We start from the raw sequence: 26,084 nt of genomic DNA on the forward strand, positions 1-26,084 counted from the left end.
GCTACGACCCCGACATCCACCAAGCCAACGGCAAGATCAAAGCGGCAGCCGACGAGTCCGTGGCGGCCTAGAGGTTGACTCAGGAAACTCATCGGGACTCCTCGGGCCGGTCGAAGGCCGTCCGCCGCCGGGCGGGCGGGAGGTGGCAGGCCGCGCCGTGGCCGGGCGGCAGCTCGGGGCGCGAGGTCGAGCACCGGTCGCCGCCGACCTCGGCGACGTAGCCGCAGCGCGGGTGGAAGGGGCAGCCGGGCGGCGGCGTGAGCAGGCTCGGCGGGGTGCCGGGGATGGGCACGAGCGGCTCCTCGACGTCGGAGTCCAGCAGCGGCATGGAGTTCAGCAGCCCCCAGGTGTAAGGGTGGCGGGGCTCGTGCAGCACCTCGCGGACCGTGCCGCGCTCCACGGCCCGGCCGGCGTACATCACCAGCAGCTCGTCCACCGTGTGGGCGACCACCCCGAGGTCGTGGGTGATGAGGATGATCGCCGAACCGGTCTGCTGCTGGAGCTCCTTGAGCAGGTCGAGGATCTGGGCCTGCACGGTGACGTCGAGGGCCGTCGTCGGCTCGTCGGCGATCAGCAGCTCGGGGTCGCAGACGAGGGCCATCGCGATCATCGCCCGCTGCCGCATCCCGCCGGAGAACTGGTGCGGGTAATCGTCCACGCGCAGCGTGGCGTTGGGGATGCCGACCTTGTCGAGCATCTCCACGGCGCGCTGCCGGGCCTCGCGCCGGGAGGCGCCGGTGTGCTTGCGGTAGGGCTCGGCGATCTGGCGGCCGACGGTGTAGTACGGCGAGAGCGCGGTGAGCGAGTCCTGGAAGATCATGGCCATCTTGTTGCCGCGGAGCTTCTCCAGCGTGGACTCGGGCGCGCCGGTCAGCTCCTGTCCGTCGAGCAGGATCTCGCCCTTGATCTCGGTGTGCCGCGGGTCGTGCAGCCCGAGGACCGCGAGGTTGGTGACGGACTTCCCGGAGCCGGACTCGCCGACGATGCCGAGCGTGCGGCCGCGTTCCAGCTCGAAGGAGAGCCCGTCGACGGCCTTGACGACGCCGTCCTCGGTGTCGAAGCGGACGAACAGGTCCCGTACGGCCAGGAACGCGCCCTCGGATGTGGTCACGGTGTCGTTGCTCCTAGGCGAGGCGCACGCGCGGGTCGATGAGGGCGTAGGCGGCGTCCACCACGATGTTGGCGACGACGATCGCCGTGCAGCCGACCAGCATCACCGCCATCAGGGTGGGCAGGTCGGTCTCGCTGACCGAGGAGACGGCCAGCCGCCCCAGCCCGTGCAGGCTGAAGGTGAACTCGGTGATGATCGCGCCGCCGAAGAGCGACCCGAGGTCGATGCCGAAGATGGTGACGATCGGGGCCAGCGCGCCCCGCCAGGCATAGCGGAAGAAGACGGCGCGGCGGCTGAGGCCCTTGGCGCGCGCGGTGCGCACATGGTCCTCGCCCAGCTGCTCGATCATCTGGGAGCGCGTCATGCGGCTGTAGTTGGCGATGAAGATGATGGAGAGCACCAGCCAGGGGATGAGCATCCCCATGAACCACTTCCCGGGGTTCTGGGTGATCGGGTAGTAGGCGGGGTTGTCCATCCAGTGCAGCCCGCTGACGAGGACCGCGAGCGCGATCACGCCGACGAAGTAGATCTGGAGGGCGTTGCCGACCAGCGACAGGGAGCTGAAGAACTTGTCGATCCAGGTGCCGCGGAAGGCCGCGGCGATCATCCCGATGCCGACGCCCACGACGAGGAAGACGGCCGCCCCGCCGAGGGTGATGGACAAGGTGGTGGGGAAGCGGTCGACGATGGTGCCCCAGACGGGCTGCTGGTTGGAGAAGGAATAGCCGAAGCAGGGGGCCGGGCAGTGGCCGACGGAGAAGTCGCGGCCGACGAAGATGCCCGTCATGTAGTGCCAGTACTGGACGGGCACCGGCTGGTCGAGTCCCAGGTTCTTGTTGATGACGGCGATGGCGTCCGGGGTGCAGTTCTTGCCGCAGGACATCAGGGCCGGCTCGGAGGGCAGCGCGAAGAAGAGCAGGAAGGTGATCGCGCTGATCAGCAGGATGATCACGATCGCGCCGAGCGAGCGGCGGGCGAGGAATCGAAGCATGGTTCGCGGTCTTCCGGTCGGCGGGCTGTCCGGAGGGCGGGGCGCGGGCCGGACGGGCGGTACGGGTCCGGGGCGCGGGTGCGGCCGGGCCGGCGGGGGCCCGGCCGCACGGGGGCCGGCGCTATTTGACGTAGACGCCAGTCGGGTCGGCGGTGCCGTAGACCGGGTGGTAGCGGACCCCGCCGAGGTTCGAACCCCACAGCGCGAACTGCCGGTTGTAGAAGGTCGGCACGCCCGGGACATCGTCCGTGAAGATCTTGTCCGCGAGCTTCTGCCACTCGGGCGCGGCCTTCTTCACGTCCGGGATGGCGTTGATCCGGTCGATCTCCTTGTTGACGGCGACGTCGTTGAGGTGACCGTAGTTCTGGGCGCCGTCGGCGATCCCCCGGCCGTCGAAGAGCGGGGGCACCACCGTCGAGGAGACGGGCCAGTCCGCGCCCCACGAGGTGCGGTAGATGTCGAACTTGTTCTTCACCTCGGCGATCGCGGTCGGCCAGGTGTTGGAGTCGATCTCCTTCTTCTGCACCTTGAAGCCGGCGCGCTCCAGCGCCTGGGTGACGACCACCGAGATCTTCTGCTGGAGGTCCGTGTTGGGGTAGGCGTAGACGATCTCCTGCCCCTCCTTGCCGGCCTCCTTCAGCAGCTCCCTGGCCTTGTCCGGGTCACCGGCGGGCTTGGCCTTCTTCCCGTAGGGGTCGGTCGGCTGGTAGCCGTCCATGGCGGGGGAGAGGTAGTTGGTGGCCAGCACTCCGGCGGTCGTGCCGCCCATCTGCTGGAGGATCTGCCCGTTGGGCATGGCGTACGCGAGCGCCTTGCGGACCCTGACGTCCTTCAGCCGGTTCATGTTGAAGCTGATGTAGTCGACGTACGGCTGGATCTCCACGAAGCGGCGGTCCTTGGTGTCCGGCTGGTTCAGCACCTTCTCCGTCATCTCCGGCGCGACGGCGTTGGTGAACGACATGGCGTTCTTGTCGCCGCCCTGGTCGGCGAGGAACCGGCGGGTGGAGTCGGCGAGCTGATGGCCGAAGCTGATCTCGAACCGGTCGGCGTACTGATGGCGCACGGGGTCCGTCTTCGGGTCCCACTGGTCGTTGCGCACCAGCGTCAGCGACTTGCCGACCTTGTAGTCCCCGACCTTGTACGGGCCCGAGGAGAAGGGCGCGTTGTCGTACTTCCGCTGGGTGTCCTTCGCCGCCTTGACCGCGCCGATGTTGGGCATCGCGGTCGCGAAGGGCGTGTCCGCGTGCGGCGCCCGGAAGTGGAGGACGAGCGTCTTGTCGTCCGGGGTGTCCAGCACGGACGAGGGCAGGTGCCCGCCCTTGTACGGGCCGTCGGGCAGTGCCTTGCGGAAGGCGGTGCCGTCACCGGAGAGCCACTGCGGGATGTACATCGGGCCGTCCGTCTCGAAGTCGGCGTAGAGCCGCTCGATGCCCCACCGGACGTCCTGGGAGGTGATGGCCGAGCCGTCCTCGAACTTCAGGCCGTCCTTGAGGGTGAACTTCCAGGTCTTCCCGCCGTCGGAGGGCGTGCCCGCGTCGGTCGCCAGATCGCCGACGACCTTGACCTTGCCTTTGTCGTCCACCTTGTACGAGGTCAGCGAGCGGTTGTAGAGCATCTGATCGGTGAGCATGTCGCTGTAGTAGATCTGCGCCGGGTCCAGGTGGACGAAGGCGTCGCGCTGGAGGACGCCTACGGTGCCGCCCTTCTTGGCGCCGGGGACGTCGGGGGCGGGGCCGGCCGAGTCCTCCTTGGTGCCGATCGAGTAGTTCGAGGCCCTGTTCTTGTCCGCGCCGGGCCCCTGGTCCTTCGCCCCGTCCCCGCCGCCGCCTCCGCTGCTGCACGCGGAGAGCACCAGGGCCCCGGCCGCCAGGGCCGCGGCGCCGCACCACCGCGCTCTCGACCTGCGATATCTCGTCAACGCGTTCATGGGTCGATGCACCTGCCTGTCCGTCGATAACTGGTAGGGCGCCTGCGTCAGCGCCCGGTCCGGGGGTCGAAGGCGTCCCGGACCGAGTCCCCGAGCAGGTTGAAGGCGACCACGAAAATGATCATCGCGAGGCCGGGGAAGAAGATGTAGGTGATGTCGCTCTCGTAGTAATGGGCGCCGTTCGCGAACATCCGGCCCCAGTCGGGGGTGGGTTCCACGATGCCGACGCCGATGAAGGACAGGCCCGCCTCGATGGTCACGATCGAGGGCAGCATCAGCGTCGACTGCACCAGGATCGGCGTCCAGAGATTGGGCAGCAGCTCCTTGCTGATGATCCGCCAGGGGGAGGCTCCGGTGACCTTGGCCGCCTCGACGAACTCCCGCTCCCGCAGGCTCAGTACCTGCCCGCGCAGCAGTCGCGCCAGCCCCATCCAGCCCAGCACCCACAGGACGAGGATCAGGGTGACCACCCGCAGATAGGTGGGCGTCTCCTTCTCCGGGCTGACGAAGAGGGAGTAGACGACCGGCGTGAAGGCGATGAAGGACAGCTGCGAGGGAAAGGCCAGCAGCAGGTCGATGAACCGCCCCAGGAAATAGTCCGTCCGCCCGCCCAGATATCCGGCCGTCACCCCCACCAGGACGCCCGTGATCACACACAGGACGGTGGAGGCGGTCGCGATGAGCAGGGAGGTGCGGATCCCGTAGACCAGCTGGGTCAGCACGTCCCGGCCGAGGGTCGGCTCGATGCCGAACCAGAAGCGGCCGGACACGCCGCCGTTGGGCTGCACGGGATAGCCGAACTCGTTGAGCAGGCCCCGCTCGTTCAGCCCGTAGGTGGTCGTCGCGTCCTTCCCGTAGAGCTTGGAGATCAGCGGGGCGGCCAGGGCGACGAGGAAGAAGAACAGCACGACGTACGCGGAGATCACCCCGGCGCGGTCACGCTTGAACCGGCGCCACATCAGCCGGCCGGGTGAGCGGCCCGTCGGCTCCGATGGTGCCAGGGTGCTCAGGGAAGGACTCGTCATTGCGTAAATCCCCCGCACTGTAGACCAGTTGGCCCATCGCGGACCTGGAGCGCACGGTGGGTTGAGCGGACTTTGGCAATGGATTCGCGGCGCAGTCAAGGGGTCTGCGTGCGGAGGCGGCGCTTCTTGGGTGAAGGTTGAGGGGATCGAGCGCGGGCCGTGCTTGACAGCCCTGTCGGACTGTGGGGACCGGATGGCTGTTTCCGCGGGCCGCCCTGTTCCGCACCACCGCTGCGCGGCGGTGTCCTCGATCGCCGGACGGGCTCGATGTGGCTGGGTCGACTGCCATGCGCGACCCCGTCCGGCGGGAGCGGCCCTGGCTACATGCCCAACGACCGCTTGAGGAAGTCCACTTGCAGCAGCAGGAGGTTCTCCGCCACCTGCTCCTGCGGCGTCATGTGCGTCACCCCGGACAGCGGCAGCACCTCGTGCGGGCGGCCCGCGGCGAGGAGGGCGGAGGACAGCCGGAGGGTGTGGGCCGCGACCACGTTGTCGTCGGCGAGGCCGTGGATGATCATCAACGGCCGCGCCTGCCCGGCCGTCTCGCCCAGTCCCTCGTCGGTGACCAGCGAATTGCGGGCGTAGACCGCCGGCCGCTCCGCCGGGTCGCCGAGATAGCGCTCGGTGTAGTGGGTGTCGTACAGCCGCCAGTCCGTGACCGGGGCGCCCGCGATGCCCGCGTGGAAGACGTCGGGGCGGCGCAGCACGGCCAGTGCCGCGAGATAGCCGCCGTACGACCAGCCGCGGATCGCGACCCGGCCCAGGTCCAGGGGGTACTCCTCGGCGAGCGCCCGGACCGCCTCGACCTGGTCGTCAAGGGTCACGCCCGCGAAGTCGTCCCGGATCGCCTTCTCCCACCCGGGGGAGCGGTGCGGGGTGCCCCGGCCGTCGGCGACCACCACCGCGAAGCCCTGGTCGGCGAACCACTGCGAGGTCAGGTGGGCGTTGTGCGCGGCCACCACGCGCGGCCCGTGCGGTCCGCCGTACGGGTCCATGAGCACCGGAAGCGGCCCGTCACCCTCCGCGTAGCCGGCCGGCAGCAGGACGGCGCACGGGATGCGCCGCGCGCCCGCCTCGGTGAGCCGCGCGCGGGAGGCCAGCACCGGCGCTTCCGCGTGGGAGGTGACCGTGGCGGTCCGCACGCCGTCGCGCAGGACCCGAACCGTCGCCCCGCTGTGCTCCAGCGATGTCGACACCAGGACGGTCACCGCGCCGGACCGCACCGCCGAGTGCCACCCCCGGCCCTCCGAGACGCGCTCCACGCCGTGCTCGCCGACGCGGTAGACATGGGTCTCGCCGGTCTCCGGCTCCTTCGCCTCCGGCCCGGCGGAGGCGGAGACGAGCAGGTCGCCGGGGCCGACGTCGAGTACGGCGCGGACGTGCAACGCCGGTCCGGTCAGGGCCCGGTCGCCCACCGTCAGGGCCCGTACGCCGCCCTCGTCGGAGATCCGTACCAGTCGGCCGTCCGGGGTCCAGGCGGGCGCGCCAGGGAAAAGATCCAGCCAGTTTGCGTCCTCCTCCGTATGCAGGACGCGGGTCGCGCCGGTGGCCGTGTCGACGGTCAGGAACACCTGGCTCCGCTGGTCGCGCGCCTGTGCGAGCAGCAGCGGCGGATTGCCTTGTGACCAGTGCGCCTGTGCCAGGTAGGGGTAACGTGCACGGTCCCACTCGACGTCCGTGCGCGAGCCGTCGAGGCCCAGCAGCGACAGCGTCACCTCGGCGTTGGGCGTGCCGGCCGCCGGATAGGCGACCTCGGCGGGCTCGCGGTCCGGATGGGCCGGGTCGGCGATCCACCAGCGCCGCACGGCCGCGTCGTCCACGCGTGCGACCAGCAGGGACTCTCCGTCCGGCGCCCACCAGAAGCCGCGCGTGCGGTGCATCTCCTCGGCCGCGATGAACTCCGCCAGCCCCCAGGTCACCGTGGCGCTCTCCGGCTCGGCCAGGGCGCGGTCGCCGCTGCCGTCCGCCTCGACGACCCGCAGCGCGCCGCCCGCGGCATAGGCGATCCGGCGGCCGTCGGGCGACGGGCGCGGATCGGCCACCGGGCCGGGAACGACCAGCTCACGGGCGGTGCCGCCGCGCAACTCCGCGATGAACAACCGCCCCGAGAGGGCGAATGCCGCCAACTCCACGGCGCTGTCCACCGCATAGCCGACGACGCCCGCCGCCCCCTCGCGGCTGCGCTCGCGCCGGGCCCGCTCCTCCGCCGACAGCTCCTCGTCCGCGCCACCCAGCAACACCGCGGGATCGGCGGCCGGATACTCCCGTCCGGTCGCGGGGTCGAGCACCCACAGAACGTTTGCCCGATCGAAACCGGTGCGGGAGCGCAGGAAGACGACACGTGAACCATCCGGCGACACGGTGAATGAGCGCGGCGCGCCGAGGGAGAAGCGCTGGGTTCTGGCGTACTGCCGTGGGAATGTGAGCTGTCCGGTCATGCCGGCGAGCCTACGGCGAGGGCGGCGCGATCTCGCCGTGCGCCCCGGATTTGCTCCTGTGCACCGAGTGAGGTTGGGGCACCGGAAAGTTATGATCACTGACGCATAGTTGGTATCTCGCGGGTGGCATCCGTATGCCATCCGTCCCTTGTCCGTCCGACCGCGCGTACATGGAGGTGAACCGCTGTGGCACTCTCGATTTCGGCGGTGGTGCTGCTGGCGATCATCGTCTTCCTGCTGGTCCGGAAGTCCGGGCTGAAGGCGGGCCACGCCGCGGTCTGCGTGCTGCTGGGGTTCTACCTCTCGAGCTCGTCGATCGCCCCGACGCTCAACCAGCTGACCAAGAGCGCAACCGACGTCATCAGCAACATCAAGTTCTGAACGGCCCGCGGGCGCCGGCGACAGTGCGGGCGGGCGCCCCGCGGGGCCGGCCGGGCTCGTAGGCTGTTCCCATGACCGACCGCTTCCCCTCGACGGGCCGCCGGCTGATCCTGGTGCACGCGCACCCGGACGACGAATCGATCAACAACGGCGCGACCATGGCCAAGTACGCCGCCGAAGGGGCCCATGTCACCCTCGTGACCTGCACCCTCGGTGAAGAGGGCGAGGTGATCCCGGGCGAACTGGCGCATCTCGCCGCCGACCGGGACGACGCCCTCGGGCCGTACCGCGCGGGCGAGCTCGCCGACGCCATGCGGGAGCTGGGCGTCACCGACCACCGCTTCCTCGGCGGCCCCGGGCGTTACCGCGACTCCGGCATGCTGGGCGCCCCGCAGAACGAGCGCCCCCGGTCCTTCTGGCAGGCCGACGTGGACGAGGCGGCCACCTCCCTCGTGGAGGTGATCCGCGAGACGCGGCCCCAGGTGCTGGTCACCTACGACCCCGAGGGCGGCTACGGCCATCCCGACCACATCCAGGCGCACCGCGTCGCGATGCGCGCCGTGGAGCTCGCGGGGGAGAGCGCCTTCCGCCGCGACCTCGGCGACCCGCACGAGATCGCGAAGGTCTACTGGAACTGCGTGCCGCGCTCCGTCCTGGAGGAAGGCTTCGCACGGCTGCGCGAGATGGGCGTCGGCAAGCCCTTCCCGGGCATCGCCGCCGAGACGGACGTGCCGGGTGTCGTCGACGACGCCGAGGTGACGGCGGCGATCGACGGCTCCGCCCACGCCGAGGCCAAGGCGGCCGCGATGCGCGCCCACGTGACGCAGATCGCCGTGGACGGCCCCTTCTTCGCGCTCTCCAACGACCTGGGGCAGCCGCTCTTCGCCACCGAGTACTACAGACTCGCGCGGGGCACCGCGGGTGCCGAGCGCGAGGACGACCTGTTCGCGGGGGTGGACGCGTGAGCGGCATGGCCTCCCCGATCGGCGCCGCGCGCATCGGCTCCTACCTCGGCCTCACCGTCCTCGGGGCGCTGGCCGGGGCCGCCGGATCGCTGGTGCAAGGCGGCTGGTTCCCCGGCGGGTTGACGCTGGCTCTGCTGGCCATCGCCGGGCTGAGCTACGGCGGGCTCCTCGCGACCCGCACCCGCGGCGGCGGCATGGCGCCCGGGATCGGCTGGATCGTCGCCGTGCTGCTGCTGACCGCGAGCAGACCGGAGGGCGACTTCCTCTTCAGTGCCGGACTGGGCTCGTACGCCTTCCTGCTGGGCGGGATGGCCGTGGCTGTGATCTGCGCCACGCTCCCGAAAGTGCCGCAACCGGACGGGCCTTCAGTCCGACTTGGCAAGTGACGTGACGATTTCTGCCTGAGGAGCGCGAGGCGCGAAGGCGCGCCCCGTACTTCCTGCCGCCGGGGGGATCCGGCAGCCGTCAAGTGCGTATCCGCGGTGCCCAGTATGGTGGTGCGCGCCGCCGAGCCGCCCGAACGAGGTCATGACGGGCGGCGGAGCTAACCGGGAGAACCTGCTTTGAGCCGTGAATCTGACAGTTCGTCCTCCGGGCCCCAGGGGCGCGGTGGCGCCGCTTACCCGTCGGGGACCCCGCCGTACGGAACCCGTCACGCGTCCTCGGACGGTGGCGGCAGCGAGGAGCCGGCCGTGCCGCCGAAGCCGGAAGAGCCCAGGACCGAGACCACGCTGACGACGCGGATCCGCATCAACATCCCGGGTTCGCGCCCCATTCCGCCGGTCATCATGCGCACGCCCGTGGCTGACGAGGCGGCCGAGGGCGACAACGCCCCGGCGGCGCCCGGCGCTCCGGCCGCGCCCGCCGCCGAGCGCAAGCCCGCGCTGCCCCGCCGCCCCGAGCCGTCCGCGGCCCCGGCGCGCGCGGAGGCCGAGCGTCAGGGGGGTGGCAAGGGTGAGAAGGAGAAGACGAGCGACTGGTTCGCGCCGCGCAAGTCCGGCCCGTCCGCCCCCGGCCCCTCGACCGGCGCCAACCGGCGTCCGGGCACGCAGGGCGGTGCTGTCGGCGGTGCGTCAGGCGACGGCTCCGGCGCGGCCGGTGGCTTCGGCGGAGGTTCCGCTTCCGGTGGCACCCCGAGCGGTGGCGTCCCCCGGCAGGCACCCATGACCGGTGCCCCGGACCCCTCGACCACCGCCGCCACGCCCTGGCCCGCCGACCCGCTGGCCACCGGCGCGAACCCCGTGATGCAGGCGCCCCCGGCCGTCGCCGCGCCCCTGGACGACTGGCCGCCGGCCGCCTCCACGACCAGCGCCACGCCCTGGCAGAACGGCGGCCCGGCCGCCCCCGGCGCCCCGGCCGACGACTGGCCGGGCAGCCCCTCCACCACCGCGGCGACCCCCTGGCCTGGCGGTGCCCAGGCCGCGGGCGCACCCGCCCCCGCCGACGACTGGCCGCTCGACGCGTCCGCCACGGGCGGCACGCCCTGGCAGGGCAACGCCGCCGCGACCGGGCGTGCCGCGCGCCGTTCCGGTTCGCAGGACGACGACTGGCCGGGCGGTTCCTCGACGACCGGTGCCGTACCGCAGCCGCCCGCGCCCGGTGGCGCGGCGCCGTGGCCCGGCGGGGCGCCCACGACGGGGAGCCCGCAGGTCGACGACTGGCCGGGCGGTTCTTCGACGACCGGTGCCGTGCAGCAGCCGCAGGCGCCCGGTGGTGCTGTCGCCGGTGCTTCGCAGGTCGACGACTGGCCGGGTGGCTCTTCGACGACCGGTGCCGTGCAGCAGCCGCAGGCGCCCGGTGGTGCTGTCGCCGGTGCTTCGCAGGTCGACGACTGGCCGGGCGGTTCTTCGACGACCGGTGCCGTCCCCGGCGCGTCCACGACGGGCAGCACGCCGTGGCCCGCCGCCCCCTCCACGACCGGTGCCACGCCGTGGCCCGCCGACCCCATGGCCACGGGCACCCCGGGCGCGCCCCCGGCGGCCGGTGCCGCGCCGTGGAACGAGGCAGTGGAGTCCACGCAGCAGTTCCCCGCGCCCGCCATGGGCCACAACGCCCTCGCGGATCCGTTCGCCCCCGCTCCGCCCGGCGGCGGCGCCTTCGCCGACGGACGCACGGACACGCCGCGCGAAGGCTTCCCGCGCGTCCCGGCTCCGGCCGCCGGCGCGCAGGCGGGCCCGCAGGCCCCCGCGGGCACCCAGGCGCCGAAGCAGGCCAAGGGCGGCCCCAAGGGCGGCAAGGGCGGCGGCAAGAAGGGCGGCGCCAAGGTGCCCCCGCCCGGCGGGCGGCCGGCGGCCGGCGAGACGCTCGTCAGCGGCGTGCCCGCCGTGCCCCCGCCCGCGGGCCCCGGCGCCAAGGCGCCCGTGGACAGCGGCGCGCCCCGCGTGGCCGTGCCGAAGCCGAAGGTGCCCGCGCCCGGCGCGGCGTCCTCCGAGACCAAGAGCGCACCGGCCAAGGGCGCCCCGGCCAAGAGCGCGCCCGTGAAGAGCGCCCCGAAGAAGAAGGGCCGCTCCAAGCTCGTCCTGGCCGGTGGCGCGCTCGTCGGCATCGTCGGTGTCGCGTACGGCGCCGGGCTGCTGCTCGACCACGCCGATGTGCCGAACGGCACCACCGTGCTGGGCGTGGCCATCGGCGGCAGCTCCAAGGAGCAGGCCGTGCAGAAGCTCGACTCCGCCCTCGGCGACCGCGCGACGGCGCCGCTGAAGGTGTCGATCGGCGGCAAGCAGGCGACGCTCAAGCCGGCCGTGGCCGGGCTGACCATCGACACGCAGGCCACGGTGCGGGCGGCGGCCGGGCGGGACTACAACCCGCTCACCGTCATCGGCTCCCTCGTCGGCGGCACCCGTACGGCGGAGCCCTCGATCGGCGCCGACGAGGAGAAGATCGCGGACGCCCTGAAGCGGGCCTCCGGCGAGACGGGCGCCGCCAAGGAAGGCACGATCAAGTTCGAGGCGGGCAAGGCCGTGCCGGTCTACGGCCAGGCGTACCAGGGCCTGGACACCGACAAGGCTGTCGCCGCCGTCGCCCAGGCGTACCGCGACCGGGCGGCCACCGGTCAGGACAAGACCGTGGAGCTGCCCAGCGCGGACCAGCAGCCGAAGGTCAGCAAGGCCGAGGTCGACCGGGAGATGCAGAGCTTCGCGATTCCCGCCATGTCCGGCCTGGTCACCGTGCAGACCGACCCGGCACACAAGATCCAGTTCGGCCCCGACCACTCGCTGCCGAAGATCCTTTCGGTCAAGGAGGTCGACGGCAAGCTCGTCGAGAGCTACAACCTCGAAGCCGTCAAGGAGCTGTACGGGACGACCTTCGCGGGCATCCGCGTCCAGCGCGGTGACGGCAGCAAGACCGAGGTGACCCCGCAGGACGTCGTGGGCGCCCTGCGCAAGGCCCTGCTGGGCAAGACGCCCGCCGAGCGCGTCGGCGTCATCCCGCTCAACCCGAGCTGACGGACACCGTCGGACCGGCTGAGCCCCCGTGCCCCACCCGGCACGGGGGCTCGCGTGCGTCCGGGGCTCGTGACCTGCCGGTTATCCGAACCATGACATCTGTCATCGGCAGCACACGACGGCTGACACTGCCGGGCGGGGCCACGGCCTGGAACCATCTTGGGTATGACCACTACAGCGAGCACGTTCACGGGGGAAGGGCGCCGCACCGGCGCCCCCGTGGTCAGCTTTGAGAACGTAAGCAAGAGTTACGGCGAAGTCCGGGCCGTCGCCGACCTGGACCTTCAGCTGTACCCGGGCGAGACCGTCGCCCTCCTCGGCCCCAATGGCGCAGGCAAGTCCTCGACCCTCGACCTCCTCCTCGGCCTGCGGACCCCCGACGCCGGCCGCGTGGAGCTCTTCGGGACCTCGCCGCAGGGGGCCATCGCCCAGGGCAAGGTCGGCGCGATGCTCCAGAGCGGCGGCCTGATGGAGGAGGTGAAGGTCCGCGAGCTCGTGAAGCTCGCCTGCGACCTGCACCCCCGGGCGTATCCGGTGCAGGAGGTCCTGGAGAAGGCGGACCTCGCCGAGATCGCCGACCGCATGGTCAACAAGCTCTCCGGCGGCCAGGAGCAGCGGGTGCGCTTCGCCCTCGCCACCGCCGGGGCCAATGAGCTCGTCGTGCTCGACGAGCCGACCACCGGCATGGACGTCTCCGCCCGGCAGGCGTTCTGGAGCGTCATGCGGCAGCAGGCCCGGGAGGGCCGCGCGGTCCTCTTCGCCACGCACTATCTGGAGGAGGCCGACGCGATCGCCGACCGGGTGATCGTGCTGCACCGCGGGCGCGTGCTCGCCGACGGCTCGGCCGCCGAGATCAAGGCCAAGGCGGGCGCCCGCCGGATCGTCTTCGACCTGGACGGGCACATCGGCGAGGCCGCGCTGCGCGAGCTGCCGTTCCTGTCCTCCCTGGAGGTGTCCGGCCGCACCGTGCGCATCCAGTCGCACGACGCCGACGCCACGGTCCACGCGCTCTACGGCCTGGGTCTCTACCCGCGCAATCTGGAGGTCGCGGGCCTCGGCCTGGAGCAGGCCTTCATCGCCATCACCGACGCCGCGACCGCCGAGGAGGCGGCCCGATGAACACCCTGATCAAGCTGGAAATCGCGCGCACCCTGCGCAACAAGAAGTTCATGTTCTTCTCCGTCGTCTACCCCGCGGGTCTGTATCTGCTGATCGCGGGCGGCGCGAGCTCCACGGAGATCGTCAAGGGCACGCACCTGACGCTGCCGCTGCTGATGATGGTCTCCATGGCCTCCTTCGGCGCGATCACCGCCGTGCTCGTGGGCAACAGCGAGCGCATAGCCAAGGAGCGCGAGAAGGGCTGGGTGCGCCAGCTGCGGCTCACCGCGCTGCCGGGCCGCGGCTATGTGACGGCGAAGGTCGCCTCCGCCGCCGTGGTGTCCCTGCCGTCGATCCTGGTCGTCTTCGCCGTCGCCGCCCTCGTCAAGGACGTGCGGATGGACGCGGCCTGGCAGTGGTTCGCGCTGACCGGTGCGATCTGGGCGGGCAGCATCGTCTTCGCCGCCCTCGGTGTGGCGGTCGGCTATCTCGCCACCGGCGACGCCGTGCGCCCCATCACGATGATCATCTACTTCGGCCTGTCCGTGCTGGGCGGCCTGTGGATGCCGACCGCGACCTTCCCGAAGTGGCTGCAGAACATCACGGAGTGGGTGCCCACCCATGCCTACGCCGCGCTCGGCCAGGCCATCGAGCAGGGCGACGCGCCGCACCTGAAGGACGTCTCCATCCTGTTCGCCTACCTTGTGATCTTCGCCGGTGCCGCCGCCTGGCTGTACCGCAAGGACACCCACAAGGCCTGACACACCGATGCCGTCGGCCGTGAGGAAGGAAGCGCGATGAGCGTGCTCGTACGCTGCCGGGAGTGGTGGCGTGGCATCCTCGCGGCCGATGACGAACCGGTGGAGTTCAACGGCATCGGCACCCGGCCCGACACCCGGCGCCAGGCGCTGGTCAAGCTGGCCTGGGTCGGGATCTGGTTCGCCTATCTGGCGGCACCGGCCGAGGACGTCCTCGGCGACCACCACACGATGGCCGCCGACATTCTCGGCGGGCTGGGCCTGCTGGCCTTCGTCCTCGTCTACATCGCCCTCGTCCTCCAGAAGACCTCGCGGCCGATGGACGAACGGGTGCTTCCCGTGCTCGTCCTGCTGCTCGTGATGGCCGTCGTGCTGTCGCTGACGCTCGGCGCCCCCTGGCTCGTCCTCTTCGTCTATGTGTGCGTCGGCTGTGGCGCCGGCCTGCCGATGAAGGTGTCGCGCTTCGCGATCCTGCTGGCCCTGGGCGGGATGTTCGCCGTCGGGCTCAACATCCCGGACACCGACACGTTCCTGCCGGTGCTCGTCCTCCCGGCGCTGCTCGGTGGCTTCGCGATGGTCGGCGTGCGGCAGATGGCCCGTACGACGAGGGCGCTGCGCGAGGCGCGGGCCACCGTCGCCCACCTCGCCGCCAACGAGGAACGGCTGCGGCTCGCCCGCGATCTGCACGACCTCCTCGGCCACTCGCTGTCGCTCATCACGCTCAAGAGCGAGCTGGCGGGCCGGATGCTGCCGGACAAGCCCGACCAGGCCGCGCAGCAGGTCGCGGACATCGAGCGGGTCAGCCGCCAGGCACTCGTGGACGTACGGGAGGCGGTGAGCGGCTTTCGCCGCCCCACCCTGGACGCCGAGATCGCCGGAGCCCGTACGGCCCTCGCCGCCGCGGGCGTCACCGCGGACCTCGACCGGGCCACTACCGGCCATCCCGACCTGCCGCCGGACGAGGAGGGCGCGCTGGCCTGGGCGCTCCGGGAGGCCGTGACCAACGTGGTGCGGCACAGCGGGGCGCGCCGCTGCGAGATCTCCCTGGTGGAGGTGGACGACGAGCTGTGCCTGACCGTCACGGACGACGGCCGGGGCCCGCGGGGCGCGTACGGCAACGGCCTCACGGGCCTGACGGAACGGCTCGCGCTCGCGGACGGCAGCCTCGAAACGGGCCCGGGCCCCAAGGGCGGCTTCCGTCTGCGGGCTCGCGTGCCGCTCTCGCGGAGCGTGGCGGTGGATGCCTAGCGGTTCGTCCGGGCCGGCGTCGCCGGCCGGGTGCGGGCGGCTGTCCGCACCACCTCCGGTGCCGGACGGGCCGATGGTGACTGATGTGAGCTCGTAAGGCCCGGCCCGACTTCGGCTCAAGTCCCCCCGGCTACTGCTGGGAGGCGCCCCGGCGGACTGTGATCCGGCCCGGCCGGCCGGCGAAGACGCGTGGGGGCGCCCCCGACGGGGGTGGGGGCGCCCCCATGGACCGGCCACTCCGGCAGGGCGGCGGGCGTCGTCCGGGGTGGCATGCCCGAGCACCTACCCTGTCGCTGTGACCGAGCAGCCCAGCCCCGCCGTACCCGATCGCACCATCAAGGTGCTCCTCGCCGAGGACCAGTCCATGGTCCGTGAAGCCCTCGCCGCGCTGCTCGGACTGGAGGGTGACATCGAGGTCGTCTCCCAGGTCGCCCGCGGCGACGAGGTGCTCGACGCCGCGCGTGCGCACGCCCCGGACGTCGCCCTGCTCGACATCGAGATGCCCGGCATGACCGGCCTCGACGCCGCCGCGCTGCTCCGCCGCGAACTGCCCGCGCTCAAGGTGGTCATCCTCACGACCTTCGGCCGCCCCGGCTATCTGCGCCGCGCGATGGAGTCCGGCGCGGAGGCGTTCCTCGTCAAGGACGCGCCCGCGGCCCAGCTCGCCGACGCCCTGCGCAGGGTGCTGCGCGGGGAGCGGGTCATCGACCCGACCCTCGCCGCCGCGGCGCTCGCCGAGGGCGCGAACCCGCTGACCGACCGCGAACGCGCCGTGCTCCGCGCCTCCGCCGGCGGCTCGACCAACGCGGAGCTGGCGGCGGCCCTGCACCTCTCCCACGGCACCGTCCGCAACTACCTCTCCACAGCCATCCAGAAGACCGGGGCGCGCAACCGCGCCGAGGCCGTCCGCATCGCCCGGGACAAGGGCTGGCTGTAGCGGCGCGTCAAGAATCGGGCACTCTGTCGCAAGGCTGTCATATGGCCGTCGTAGGGTCCCTACGGAAGACGAGGACGCGAGGGGGAGGGGAACGCCGCCGTGCACATCAAGCGCGTCCCCGACGGCGGACGCGTCCTCACCGCGCTGCTCATCGCGGGCATCGCCGTGCTGGCCGTGCTCGACTGCCTGACCGGCACCCGGCTGCGGCTCGCCCTGATCGCGAGCGTCATGCCCCTGATCGCCGCCCGGCTCTGCTCGCTGGGCCGCACGGTCGTCGTCGCCGTGGTCTTCGCGGCGGCCCAGGCGGTGACCCACTGCGTGATCATGCCCCGCTGGGACACGGCGGGCGTGCTCGTGGCGGTCCTCGGCGCGCTCCTCGTCGCCGGCTTCTCCGTGGCCCTGTGCGCGGCGCTGCTGGAGCGTGAGGCGGCGTACGACCGGACGAGGATGGTGGCGGACGCCGTGCAGCGCACGATCCTGCGGGAGCTGCCCCTGACCGCCGGGCCGCTGCGGATCGCCGGGTTCTACATCTCCGCGCAGGAGGGCGCCCGGGTCGGCGGCGACATCTACGAGGTGGTGGAGAGCCCCGCCGGACAGCGCATCCTCATAGGGGACGTCCAGGGCAAGGGCATGCCGGCGATCGGGGCGGGGCACGCGGTGCTCACGTCGTTCCGGGAGGCGGCCTATCACGAGGCCGCGCTGGAGGCCGTCGCCGACCACATGGAGGGGGCGCTGCTGCGGCACAACAGCGCGCTCTCCCTGACCGGCACGGACGAACGCTTCGTCACCGCGCTGCTGCTGGAGGTCGGCCCGCCCGGCACGACGACCCGGGTGCTGTCCTGCGGCCACATCCCGTACTACGTCATCAGCGGCGACCGGGTCGAGGAGCGGCTCCCCGAACACTTCGGGCTGCCGCTGGGGCTCGGCCCGCTCACCGGCGCACCGCGCCGGGCCGTCGACTCGGCGGCCTGCCGTACGGACGCGTCCTCGCCGGAGTGGCTGGTGCTGTGCACGGACGGCGTCACCGAGGCACGCGACCCGCGGGGCCGCTTCTACCCGCTGCGCGAGCGGCTTTCCCGCTGGGCCCGGCTGCCGCCGGCGGAACTCGCCCGCGCCCTCCGCGCGGACCTGGAGACCTTCACGGAGGGCGAACTCAAGGACGACGCGGCGGTCCTGATAGTCCGGGACGCGCTGGCTTGCGACAGGGCCTGACGGCCCGCCGCGGGCCGTCCCGACCCGCACGTGCTCACCCGGGTGCCGGAAATCCAGCCCGTGGGGGCACCTCCCGGCGGTAGCCGGGGGAGCTCCCGCCGCAGGCGGCACGCGGCGGACGGCCCGCAGCCGCGCTCCCGCCGCAGGCCGCACGCGGCCGGCAGCCGTGCTCCCGCCCCGCCGCAAGCGGCATGCCGCACGCGGCGGACCGTCCGCAGCCGGGCGACGGGCTCAGGCAAAGCCCCCCGCCCCTTCAGTTGAGCATGGCCCGCGCCGCCCGCGCCTCGCGGCGGACCGTCCGCGCCACCGACGGCTCCAGGGCGTCGATCACCTCCGCGTACTCCTCCATCTCCCGCGCCCCGCCCACGAAGTCCCCGCGCTCCACCAGCAGCTCCGCCCGCTCGTACCGCAGCCGCGCCGGGTGGCTCGGCAGGAGGAGCGAGAGGTCGACCGCCCACAGCTGCACCTCGCTCCGCTCGGGGCGGGCCGCGGCCCAGGCGCGGATGTTGTTGAGGACGCGCAGCACGATCTCCAGCGGTTCGGCGGGGGAGAACATCGACGGCGTCAGCGGCGTCCCGGTCGCGCCCGCCACCAGCAGCCCGGCCTCGTCCTCGGACAGCTGCCGTCCGCCGTCGAAGGGGTCGGCCAGCACATGCGGCCCGTCCGGGTCGCCGAAGCCCACGACGAAGTGGCCGGGCAGCGCCACCCCGTAGACGGGCGCCCCGGCCCGCCGGGCCACCTCCATCCACACCACGGACAGCAGGATCGGCAGCCCGCGCCGCCGCCGCAGCACCTCGCCGAGGAGCGAGGACTCCAGCCGCCGGTAGTCGGCGGGGGAGCCGCGGAACCCGCAGCGCTCCCCGAGCAGTTCCGCGAGGGCCGCGGCCCACAGCCGGGGCGCGGCGGCGCGGCCCAGCGCGGGAAGCATCCCGGCCAGCCGGTCCAGCTCGATCTGCGCCGCGTCGATGGCCGCCTCGCCCTCCTCCGGGTTCGCCTCGGCCCCGATCAGGAGGCAGAGCGCCGCGAGATCGGGGCGGTCCTCCCGCGCCGCCTCCGCGAACCGCCGCCGTCGGCCAGTGGTGTCGTCGGTGTCATCCATAGGTCCTCGTACCCGCTCGGGGCGGTGGGGGAGAACACCCACCGCCGGTGTCCATGGTGCGCCTGTGACCGCCTATCCCCGTGGCGCGCGACGGTAGTGGTACGCGTGGTGCGTGGTGAAGCCGAGCCCGTCGTAGAGCGCGTCCGCCCCGCCGTTGTCCGTCATCACCTGGAGGTACGCCGCCGAGGCGCCCTCGCTCAGCGCCCGCTCGGCCAGCGCGGCCATGACCAGGGTCCCCAGGCCCTCCCGGCGCCGGGCCGGGTCCACGTCCAGCCCGGAGAACCCCGCCCACCGGCCGTCGACGACGCAGCGCCCGACGGCCGCGGGCCGCTCCTCGCCCGGCACGGTCGCGAACCACACGGAGGGACCGCCCGTCAGCACCGCCAGCGCGTCGGCGGCGGACGCCGACGCGCGCCCGTACGCCCGCAGCCACGCCTCGTCCGGCTCCCGGGAGAGCAGCACCCGGCCGGTGTCGGCCGTGGTGTCGGCGAGGGGGGCCAGGGCGGCCGTGCGCACCACGGCGTGCCGCTCGGCCGTCCAGCCGCGCCGCGCCAGCTCCGCGTCCAGCCGCTCGTCCTCGGCCGCGTCGCCGGTCGTGACCTGCACGATGGCGGGCAGGCCGCGCTCCCCGTACCAGGCGACGACGCGCTCCACGGCCCGCGGCAGCGGCATCCCGCAATCGCCCAGGGGCAGCACCGAATTGGCCCGGGCGGTGAAACCGCCCGCGGCCCGCAGCGTCCAGCCGCCCAGCGCCGCCGTCTCCCGCGCGGGCCAGCCGCGCGTCGCGGCCTCCTGGAGCTCCCGCACCGTCGTGGCCGGTCCGCGCCTGCGCGCCGGAGCGGCCGGGATCACCTTGCCCGCGACGAGCGAGGACTCCTCGATCACCACCGTCTCACCGGTCCGCCGTGTGATCCGCAGCACACCTCCGTCCCAGGAGTCGAGCACCCCGACGGTGTCCGTGAACCGCTCGGGGGACCGTCCGGGGTCGTTCAGCCGTCGGACAGATACCCTTTTTCCCACATCAGCGGTACTGATCCTGACTTCCAGCCGTCCGCCCGTGGTGAATTCCACAGCTCTCCTCGCCCCTCTTGTTCGTCAACTGCCCGGGAACGGAGATACTAGGTGTGGGCATCGACGACGCCGCGCTCCCGCGCGAGATGAGCCCTACCGAGGAGGAACGACAGCGTGACCTACGTCATCGCGCAGCCTTGTGTCGACGTGAAGGACAAGGCGTGCATCGAGGAGTGCCCCGTCGACTGCATCTACGAGGGCTCCCGGTCCTTGTATATCCACCCGGACGAATGCGTCGACTGTGGTGCCTGTGAACCGGTCTGCCCGGTCGAAGCGATTTTCTACGAGGACGACACTCCTGAGGAGTGGAAGGACTACTACAAGGCGAACGTCGAGTTCTTCGACGAGCTCGGCTCGCCCGGTGGTGCCTCCAAGCTCGGCCTGATCGAGCGTGACCACCCCTTCATCGCCGCGCTGCCGGCGGACATCAACCCCGAGCACTGATTCTCGCGGCAGCCACCACGGCCCCGTACGGCCCTCGCGCCGTGCGGGGTCGCGGCATTTGATCCGAGCACCCATCCGCAAGAGAGCGAGCGAGCACCCGTGGGCGCAGTCTCTTCCCGTCTTCCCGTCTTTCCGTGGGACCGGCTCGACCCGTACAAGGCGACGGCCGCGGCCCACCCCGACGGCATCGTCGACCTGTCGGTCGGCACCCCCGTGGACCCCGTGCCCGAGCTGATCCAGCGGGCCCTGACCGACGCCGCCGACAGCCCCGGCTATCCGACGGTGTGGGGCACGGCCGCGCTGCGCGACGCGCTCACCGGCTGGGTGGAGCGCCGCCTGGGCGCCCGGGACGTGACGCACGCCAACGTCCTGCCCGTCGTCGGCTCCAAGGAGCTGGTGGCCTGGCTGCCGACGCAGCTCGGGCTCACCGCGGGCGACAAGGTCGCCTACCCGCGGCTCGCCTACCCCACCTACGAGGTCGGCGCGCGGCTCGCGGGCGCCGAGCCCGTCGTCTACGACGACCCGTGGGACCTCGACCCGGCCGGCGTGAAGCTGCTGTGGCTCAATTCCCCGTCGAACCCCACCGGCCGGGTCCTCACCGCCGACGAGCTGCGCCGGGCGGTCGCCTGGGCGCGCGAGCACGGCGTGCTGCTCTTCAGCGACGAGTGCTATCTGGAGCTGGGCTGGGAGGCCGACCCGGTCTCGGTGCTGCACCCGGAGGTGTGCGGCGGCTCGTACGAGGGGATCGTCGCCGTCCACTCGCTCTCCAAGCGCTCCAACCTGGCCGGCTACCGCGCCGCGTTCCTCGCCGGTGACGCCGCGGTGCTCGGCGAGCTGCTCCAGATCCGCAAGCACGGCGGCATGATGGTCGCCGCCCCCGTCCAGGCGGCCACCGTCGCGGCCCTGGGGGACACCGCGCACGTCGCCGAGCAGCGCGAGCGCTACGCGCGCCGGCGCGCGGCCCTGCGCGCCGCGCTCGAGCGCGCGGGCTTCCGGATCGAGCACAGCGAGGCGTCGCTGTATCTGTGGGCCACGCGCGACGAGCCGTGCTGGGACACCGTGGCGGACCTCTCCGAGCGGGGCATCCTGGTCGCGCCGGGCGACTTCTACGGAGTGGCGGGCGAACGGTTCGTCCGCGTCGCGTTCACGGCCACGGACGAGCGGGTGGCCGAGGCGGTACGGCGGCTGTCCGCCTGACCGGGGACCGCACCCCGCACGAGAAGCGAGAGGGCCCGGGAATCGCTCCCGGGCCCTCTCGCGTGACGAAAGACGGATCAGTGGCCGAGCGGCAGGCCGCCGGTCGGCAGTCCACCGGTGGGCAGGCCGCCCTTCGTCGCGGTCTCCGCCGTGCTGCCCACGACACCCGCGGCCGAGCCCCCGAGGTCGCCCGCCACCTTCTGCGCGGCCGGGGTGGTGCTCTGGGCGGTCTTGCCGAGCGTGTCCGTGGCGCCCGGGGCGGCGGTGTCCACGGCCTTGTGGCCGACCGCGGCCGTCGCGACGCCGGCCTTGTGGGAGGTGGCCGCGATGTTGTTGCCCAGGCTCGCGCCGTCCACGGTGCTCAGACCGCTGAGCTCAGGGGCCTTGAAGTCCGCGGCGTTGGCTGCTCCTGCCGCGCCGATGACGGGTGCGGCACCGGCGGCGACCAGCAGGGCTACCCGGGCGATCCGACGCGAAAGGGGGAGGGACATGATGCTCCTTTTGGCGGAGTTGACGACGTTAGCTGTCCGGCGAGCGGACGCAGTGACTACCGCGTGAGAGCCTCGAAGGTTGCGGTGCCCGAAGGTAAAGCCTTGGCAATGCGTCGCATTATCGGTTTCGGGAATTCCCGGGCAAAACGCGCAGGGTGCGACGTTGTCCTAAAGGCGTACAAGCCTTTAGTCGCAAGGGGCTTGGGAGTAGCCGGACGGGCTCCGCGGGGCATGCCGGATTTGCGCCCGCTCCCCGGGCGGATACCCCGCAGGAGGGGCCGCTCGTACTACTGAACGGTGGTGATCCGGACCTCTGACGACGGGGAGGCCGCGGCGTCCTTCGTCACGCGCCAGCCGTCCCGCGAGTCCTCGGCCGTCCACTCGCGGCCGGCGAAGTCGATGCGCTCGATCCGCAGTTCGGAAGCGTGGGCCATGGCCCACGACGCCAGCTGCCAGCCCCGCCGCGTGGGCGCGTCGTCCGGCGCGTCCGTCGTCGACGTCGCGGGCACCGTCACCGTGCGGGCGGCCGCGCCCGCCGCGCCGTTGGTGCCCGCGCCCCCGGTGCCGTCCGTGGCCGGCAGCACCGTCGCGCCGAACTCGCGCCGCAGCTTGGTCCGTACCGCCGAGGGGTCCCCGTGCTGACCGTCCGCCGGGCTCGTCGTGCAGCTGAAGGCGGCCTCCGCCCGGCCCGTCAGGCCCGACGCCAGCAGCGAGGCGTCCGGCTCGTGCTTGGCGTACGCCTGCGGGAAGCCGCTGCGCTGCACCTTCTGCGCGGCCACCGTCAGCGGCAGCCGCGAATAGCCGGGCACCTGCACGAGGTGGTCGTAGAACTTCCCCGCCGCGTACACCGGGTCGGTGATCTGGTCCGCCGTGCCCCAGCCCTGCGTCGGGCGCTGCTGGAACAGGCCCAGCGAATCGCGGTCGCCGTGGTGGATGTTGCGCAGCCCCGACTCCTGCATGGCCGTCGCGAGCGCGATCGTCACCGCGCGCTCCGGCAGCCCGCGGGCGGCGCCCACGGCCGAGATGGTCGCGGCGTTCACGGCCTGCTCGGGCGCCATCGCGTACGACGCGCCGTTGGCCCGCACGGTGCAGCGGGGGGCGCCGGGGCCGCCCGTCACCAGCTGGGCCACGCCGTAACCGATCAGCGCCAGCAGCACGGCGCAGGCGGCCACGACGCGCAGCAGGCGACCACGACGGGTGACGAAGATCCGGGACATGCGGCAAACGTTACTGGAGAGATATGAGAATCATGAGGGCCGTGCCCCGGGCCGCACTCCGGGGCCTTCCGCGCGGGATCCGCCGGATTCTTCCGGCCGGGGCCCGGCCCCGCGGGGCCGGGTTAGAGTCGCGGGCATGGATGACGCCGTACTCGACCTGTCCCTCGACGCCGCCGCCCTCACCGCCCGGCTCGTCGACATCCCCTCGGAGAGCGGGAACGAGAAGACGCTCGCCGACGCGGTGGAGAACGCGCTGCGCGCGCTGCCGCACCTGACCGTCGACCGGTACGGCAACAACGTCGTCGCCCGCACGAACCTGGGCCGCGCCGAACGCGTGGTGCTCGCCGGGCACATCGACACCGTCCCCATCGCCGACAACGTCCCCTCGCGCATGGACGAGAACGGCTTCCTGTGGGGCTGCGGCACCAGCGACATGAAGTCCGGCGTCGCGGTGCAGCTGCGCATCGCCGCGACCGTTCCCGCGCCCAACCGCGACCTGACGTTCGTCTTCTACGACAACGAAGAGGTCGCCGCCCACCTCAACGGCCTCGGCCACGTCGCCGCGGCCCACCCGGACTGGCTCACCGCCGACTTCGCCGTCCTGCTGGAGCCGACCGACGCCCAGGTCGAGGGCGGCTGCCAGGGCACCCTGCGGGTCCTGCTGCGCACCGAGGGCGAGCGGGCCCACTCGGCGCGCGGCTGGATGGGCAGCAACGCGATCCACACGGCGGCCCCGATCCTCGCCCGGCTCGCCGCCTACGAGCCGCGCAGGCCGGTCATCGACGGCCTGGAGTTCCACGAGGGGCTCAACGCCGTACGGATCGAGGGCGGCGTCGCCGGCAATGTCATCCCCGACGCCTGCACGGTCACCGTCAACTTCCGCTACGCCCCCGACCGCACCCAGGAAGAGGCGCTGGCGCACGTCCGGGAGGTCTTCGAGGGCTGCGGCGTCGCGGAGTTCGTCGTCGACGACCACTCGCCCGGCGCGCTGCCCGGCCTGTCCCACCCGGCCGCCGCGGCCTTCATCGAGGCCGTCGGGGGGACGCCGAAGCCCAAGTTCGGCTGGACGGACGTCTCGCGCTTCTCGGCGCTCGGCGTGCCCGCCGTCAACTACGGACCCGGCGACCCCATGGTCGCGCACAAGCGGGACGAGCGGGTGCGCGCGGAACTGATCCCGGAGTGCGAGGAGCGGCTGCGCGCCTGGCTGACCTCCTGACCGGCCCGCCCCCGGTGCCCTGTGGGCCTACGCTGAACAGCAACGATCAGCGGAGGGAGAGCGGAATGGCACATCCCGAAGGAACCCGCGCACAGCGGGAACAGCGCCGTGGGCCGGTCGTGCGCAGGCACGGCCAGATGCAGCAGGGCACCACCGACCAGCATCTGCTGGACACCAGAGGCACCGCGGACTGGGTGCACGAGGATCCCTTCAGGGTGATGCGCATCCAGTCCGAGTTCGTCGAGGGCTTCGGCGCGCTCGCCGAACTGCCGCCGGCCATCAGTGTGTTCGGCTCGGCCCGCACGCCGGTGGGCTCGCCGGAGTACGAGGCCGGGGTGGCGCTCGGCCGGGGCCTGGTCGAGGCCGGCTTCGCGGTCATCACCGGCGGCGGCCCCGGCGCGATGGAGGCCGCCAACAGGGGCGCGACGGAGGCGGGCGGCATCTCCGTCGGCCTCGGCATCGAGCTGCCCTTCGAGCAGGGCCTCAACCCCTACGTCAACCTCGGTGTGGATTTCCGCTACTTCTTCGTCCGCAAGACGATGTTCGTGAAGTACGCGAGCGGGTTCGTCGTGCTGCCGGGCGGACTCGGCACGCTGGACGAGCTGTTCGAGGCGCTGACGCTGGTGCAGACCAAGAAGGTCACGCGCTTCCCGATCGTCCTCTTCGGCACGGCGTACTGGCGCGGCCTGGTCGACTGGTTCCGCGACACCCTGATCGCGGAGGGCAAGGCGGGATCGCAGGACCTGCGCCTGTTCCATGTGACGGACGACGTCGACGAGGCGGTCGGCCTGGTCACCAAGGAGGCCGGGGCGTAAGCGGCGCGGCGCCCGCCGGCCCGCCCGCGGGCCCGGCGGGGCGCCTGCCGCGTGCGCTAGGCGAGCCCGCGGCGCGCCACCGCCGGGGCCCGGTGCCCCGCGATCGACGCCACCATGTCGAGCACCTGCCTGGTCTCCGCGACCTCGTGCACGCGGTAGACCTGTGCCCCCAGCCACGCGGAGACGGCCGTCGTCGCGAGCGTGCCCAGCACCCGTTCCTTCACCGGCTTGTCGAGCGTCTCCCCGACGAAGTCCTTGTTGGACAGCGAGACGAGCACGGGCCAGCCCGTCTCCGTCATCTCGCCCAGCCGCCGGGTCGCCTCCAGGGAATGGCGGGTGTTCTTCCCGAAGTCGTGACCCGGGTCGATCATGATCGCGTCGCGCCGGACGCCGAGCGCGACGGCCCGTTCGGCCAGCCCGAGCGTCACGCGCAGGATGTCCGCCATCACGTCGTCGTACGCGATGCGGTGCGGCCGTGTGCGGGGCTCCACCTCGCCCGCGTGCGTGCACACCAGGCCCACGCCGTACCGTGCCGCGACCTCCGCCAGCTTGGGGTCGAAGCCGCCCCACGCGTCGTTGAGCACGTCGGCGCCCGCCTCGCAGACCGCCTCGCCGACGTCGTGCCGCCAGGTGTCCACGCTGATCACCACGTCCGGGTGACGGCGGCGGACCTCGGCCACGAAGCCGACGGTGCGCCGCGCCTCCTCCTCGGCGGTGACCTCCGCGCCGGGGCCCGCCTTCACGCCGCCGATGTCGATGATGGCGGCACCCTCCGCCACCGCCTGCTCCACGCGGGCCAGCGCGGCCTCGTCGTGGAACGTGGCCCCCTGGTCGTAGAAGGAGTCAGGCGTCCGGTTGACGATCGCCATGATCACCGGTTCGTGGGCGTCGAACTCGCGTCGTCCCAGCCGCAGCATTTCCCTACTCCTCTTCGCGTGGTCCGCCAGCGACCTTAACTGTCAGTGGGGCATGGCACGATCGTGGACGACGGATTCGT

Annotated in this window: 23 protein-coding genes; 13 read left to right on the forward strand and 10 right to left on the reverse strand. The window is 72.5% G+C overall.

What is annotated here, in order from left to right:
* Positions 1-88: 88 nt before the first annotated feature.
* The 5 genes from ACH427_RS17230 to ACH427_RS17250 form a co-directional block, all read right to left on the reverse strand.
* Positions 89-1,111: an ABC transporter ATP-binding protein gene (locus tag ACH427_RS17230; RefSeq protein WP_398870313.1), complete on the reverse strand. Its 1,023-nt coding sequence runs from the start codon at positions 1,109-1,111 to the stop codon at positions 89-91.
* Positions 1,112-1,124: 13 nt separating this feature from the next.
* Complete coding sequence (locus tag ACH427_RS17235; protein ID WP_398870314.1) at positions 1,125-2,102, reverse strand: ABC transporter permease; 978 nt, start codon at positions 2,100-2,102, stop codon at positions 1,125-1,127.
* 121 nt (positions 2,103-2,223) lie between these two features.
* Positions 2,224-4,029, reverse strand: coding sequence for an ABC transporter substrate-binding protein (locus ACH427_RS17240; protein ID WP_398870315.1), 1,806 nt, complete (start codon positions 4,027-4,029; stop codon positions 2,224-2,226).
* Between the two features lie 47 nt (positions 4,030-4,076).
* On the reverse strand, positions 4,077-5,054 hold the full coding sequence (locus ACH427_RS17245; RefSeq protein WP_398870316.1) for an ABC transporter permease: 978 nt from the start codon (positions 5,052-5,054) through the stop codon (positions 4,077-4,079).
* Between the two features lie 320 nt (positions 5,055-5,374).
* On the reverse strand, positions 5,375-7,492 hold the full coding sequence (locus ACH427_RS17250; protein ID WP_398870317.1) for a prolyl oligopeptidase family serine peptidase: 2,118 nt from the start codon (positions 7,490-7,492) through the stop codon (positions 5,375-5,377).
* 186 nt (positions 7,493-7,678) lie between these two features.
* On the opposite strand from ACH427_RS17250, the gene ACH427_RS17255 reads away from it, so the two are divergent.
* From ACH427_RS17255 to ACH427_RS17295, 9 genes are all read left to right on the forward strand, one after another.
* Positions 7,679-7,873, forward strand: a complete 195-nt coding sequence (locus ACH427_RS17255; protein WP_116213708.1) for a hypothetical protein — start codon at positions 7,679-7,681, stop codon at positions 7,871-7,873.
* Between the two features lie 71 nt (positions 7,874-7,944).
* Complete coding sequence (mshB, locus tag ACH427_RS17260) at positions 7,945-8,838, forward strand: N-acetyl-1-D-myo-inositol-2-amino-2-deoxy-alpha-D-glucopyranoside deacetylase (protein WP_398870318.1); 894 nt, start codon at positions 7,945-7,947, stop codon at positions 8,836-8,838.
* 5 nt (positions 8,839-8,843) lie between these two features.
* On the forward strand, positions 8,844-9,224 hold the full coding sequence (locus ACH427_RS17265) for a DUF6113 family protein (protein WP_398870492.1): 381 nt from the start codon (positions 8,844-8,846) through the stop codon (positions 9,222-9,224).
* Positions 9,225-9,530: 306 nt separating this feature from the next.
* Positions 9,531-12,284, forward strand: a complete 2,754-nt coding sequence (locus tag ACH427_RS17270; RefSeq protein ID WP_398870319.1) for a hypothetical protein — start codon at positions 9,531-9,533, stop codon at positions 12,282-12,284.
* A 165-nt stretch (positions 12,285-12,449) separates the two neighbouring features.
* Positions 12,450-13,403, forward strand: a complete 954-nt coding sequence (locus tag ACH427_RS17275) for an ABC transporter ATP-binding protein (protein WP_398870320.1) — start codon at positions 12,450-12,452, stop codon at positions 13,401-13,403.
* The gene (locus ACH427_RS17280; RefSeq protein WP_398870321.1) at positions 13,400-14,143 is read left to right on the forward strand and encodes an ABC transporter permease; all 744 of its coding nucleotides are present in this window, start codon (positions 13,400-13,402) and stop codon (positions 14,141-14,143) included. The genes ACH427_RS17275 and ACH427_RS17280 overlap by 4 nt, the downstream gene beginning before the upstream one ends.
* Positions 14,144-14,179: 36 nt before the next feature.
* Complete coding sequence (locus ACH427_RS17285; protein ID WP_398870322.1) at positions 14,180-15,388, forward strand: sensor histidine kinase; 1,209 nt, start codon at positions 14,180-14,182, stop codon at positions 15,386-15,388.
* 295 nt (positions 15,389-15,683) lie between these two features.
* Positions 15,684-16,325 (forward strand): response regulator transcription factor, encoded by a 642-nt coding sequence (locus ACH427_RS17290; protein ID WP_398870323.1) that lies wholly within the window; start codon positions 15,684-15,686, stop codon positions 16,323-16,325.
* Between the two features lie 99 nt (positions 16,326-16,424).
* Positions 16,425-17,537 (forward strand): PP2C family protein-serine/threonine phosphatase, encoded by a 1,113-nt coding sequence (locus ACH427_RS17295; RefSeq protein WP_398870324.1) that lies wholly within the window; start codon positions 16,425-16,427, stop codon positions 17,535-17,537.
* Positions 17,538-17,790: 253 nt separating this feature from the next.
* Here ACH427_RS17295 and ACH427_RS17300 read toward each other — a convergent pair whose 3' ends face one another.
* The gene (locus ACH427_RS17300) at positions 17,791-18,636 is read right to left on the reverse strand and encodes a tetratricopeptide repeat protein (protein WP_398870325.1); all 846 of its coding nucleotides are present in this window, start codon (positions 18,634-18,636) and stop codon (positions 17,791-17,793) included.
* A gap of 72 nt (positions 18,637-18,708) precedes the next feature.
* Entirely contained in the window at positions 18,709-19,707 is a 999-nt protein-coding gene (locus tag ACH427_RS17305; RefSeq protein WP_398870326.1) for a GNAT family N-acetyltransferase, read from the reverse strand.
* A 114-nt stretch (positions 19,708-19,821) separates the two neighbouring features.
* On the opposite strand from ACH427_RS17305, the gene fdxA reads away from it, so the two are divergent.
* Entirely contained in the window at positions 19,822-20,151 is a 330-nt protein-coding gene (fdxA, locus tag ACH427_RS17310) for a ferredoxin (RefSeq protein WP_030366150.1), read from the forward strand.
* Between the two features lie 99 nt (positions 20,152-20,250).
* On the forward strand, positions 20,251-21,348 hold the full coding sequence (gene dapC, locus ACH427_RS17315; RefSeq protein ID WP_398870327.1) for a succinyldiaminopimelate transaminase: 1,098 nt from the start codon (positions 20,251-20,253) through the stop codon (positions 21,346-21,348).
* Positions 21,349-21,425: 77 nt separating this feature from the next.
* Here the strand turns inward: dapC and ACH427_RS17320 are convergent, their stop codons facing one another.
* Together ACH427_RS17320 and ACH427_RS17325 are read right to left on the reverse strand one after the other, a co-directional pair.
* On the reverse strand, positions 21,426-21,839 hold the full coding sequence (locus ACH427_RS17320; protein WP_398870328.1) for an ATP-binding protein: 414 nt from the start codon (positions 21,837-21,839) through the stop codon (positions 21,426-21,428).
* Positions 21,840-22,126: 287 nt separating this feature from the next.
* Positions 22,127-23,056: a hypothetical protein gene (locus ACH427_RS17325; RefSeq protein ID WP_398870329.1), complete on the reverse strand. Its 930-nt coding sequence runs from the start codon at positions 23,054-23,056 to the stop codon at positions 22,127-22,129.
* Positions 23,057-23,192: 136 nt separating this feature from the next.
* On the opposite strand from ACH427_RS17325, the gene dapE reads away from it, so the two are divergent.
* Positions 23,193-24,272 carry a succinyl-diaminopimelate desuccinylase gene (gene dapE / locus ACH427_RS17330; protein ID WP_398870330.1) on the forward strand — a complete coding sequence of 360 codons (1,080 nt, stop codon included), beginning with the start codon at positions 23,193-23,195 and terminating at the stop codon, positions 24,270-24,272.
* A gap of 65 nt (positions 24,273-24,337) precedes the next feature.
* The gene (locus ACH427_RS17335) at positions 24,338-25,087 is read left to right on the forward strand and encodes a TIGR00730 family Rossman fold protein (protein WP_398870331.1); all 750 of its coding nucleotides are present in this window, start codon (positions 24,338-24,340) and stop codon (positions 25,085-25,087) included.
* Positions 25,088-25,143: 56 nt separating this feature from the next.
* Here ACH427_RS17335 and folP read toward each other — a convergent pair whose 3' ends face one another.
* Complete coding sequence (folP, locus tag ACH427_RS17340) at positions 25,144-26,004, reverse strand: dihydropteroate synthase (protein ID WP_398870332.1); 861 nt, start codon at positions 26,002-26,004, stop codon at positions 25,144-25,146.
* Between the last annotated feature and the right edge of the window lie 80 nt (positions 26,005-26,084).

It is taken from the genome of Streptomyces sp. NPDC020379, from assembly GCF_044387105.1.
In the GTDB taxonomy this organism is placed as follows: Bacteria; Actinomycetota; Actinomycetes; order Streptomycetales; family Streptomycetaceae; genus Streptomyces.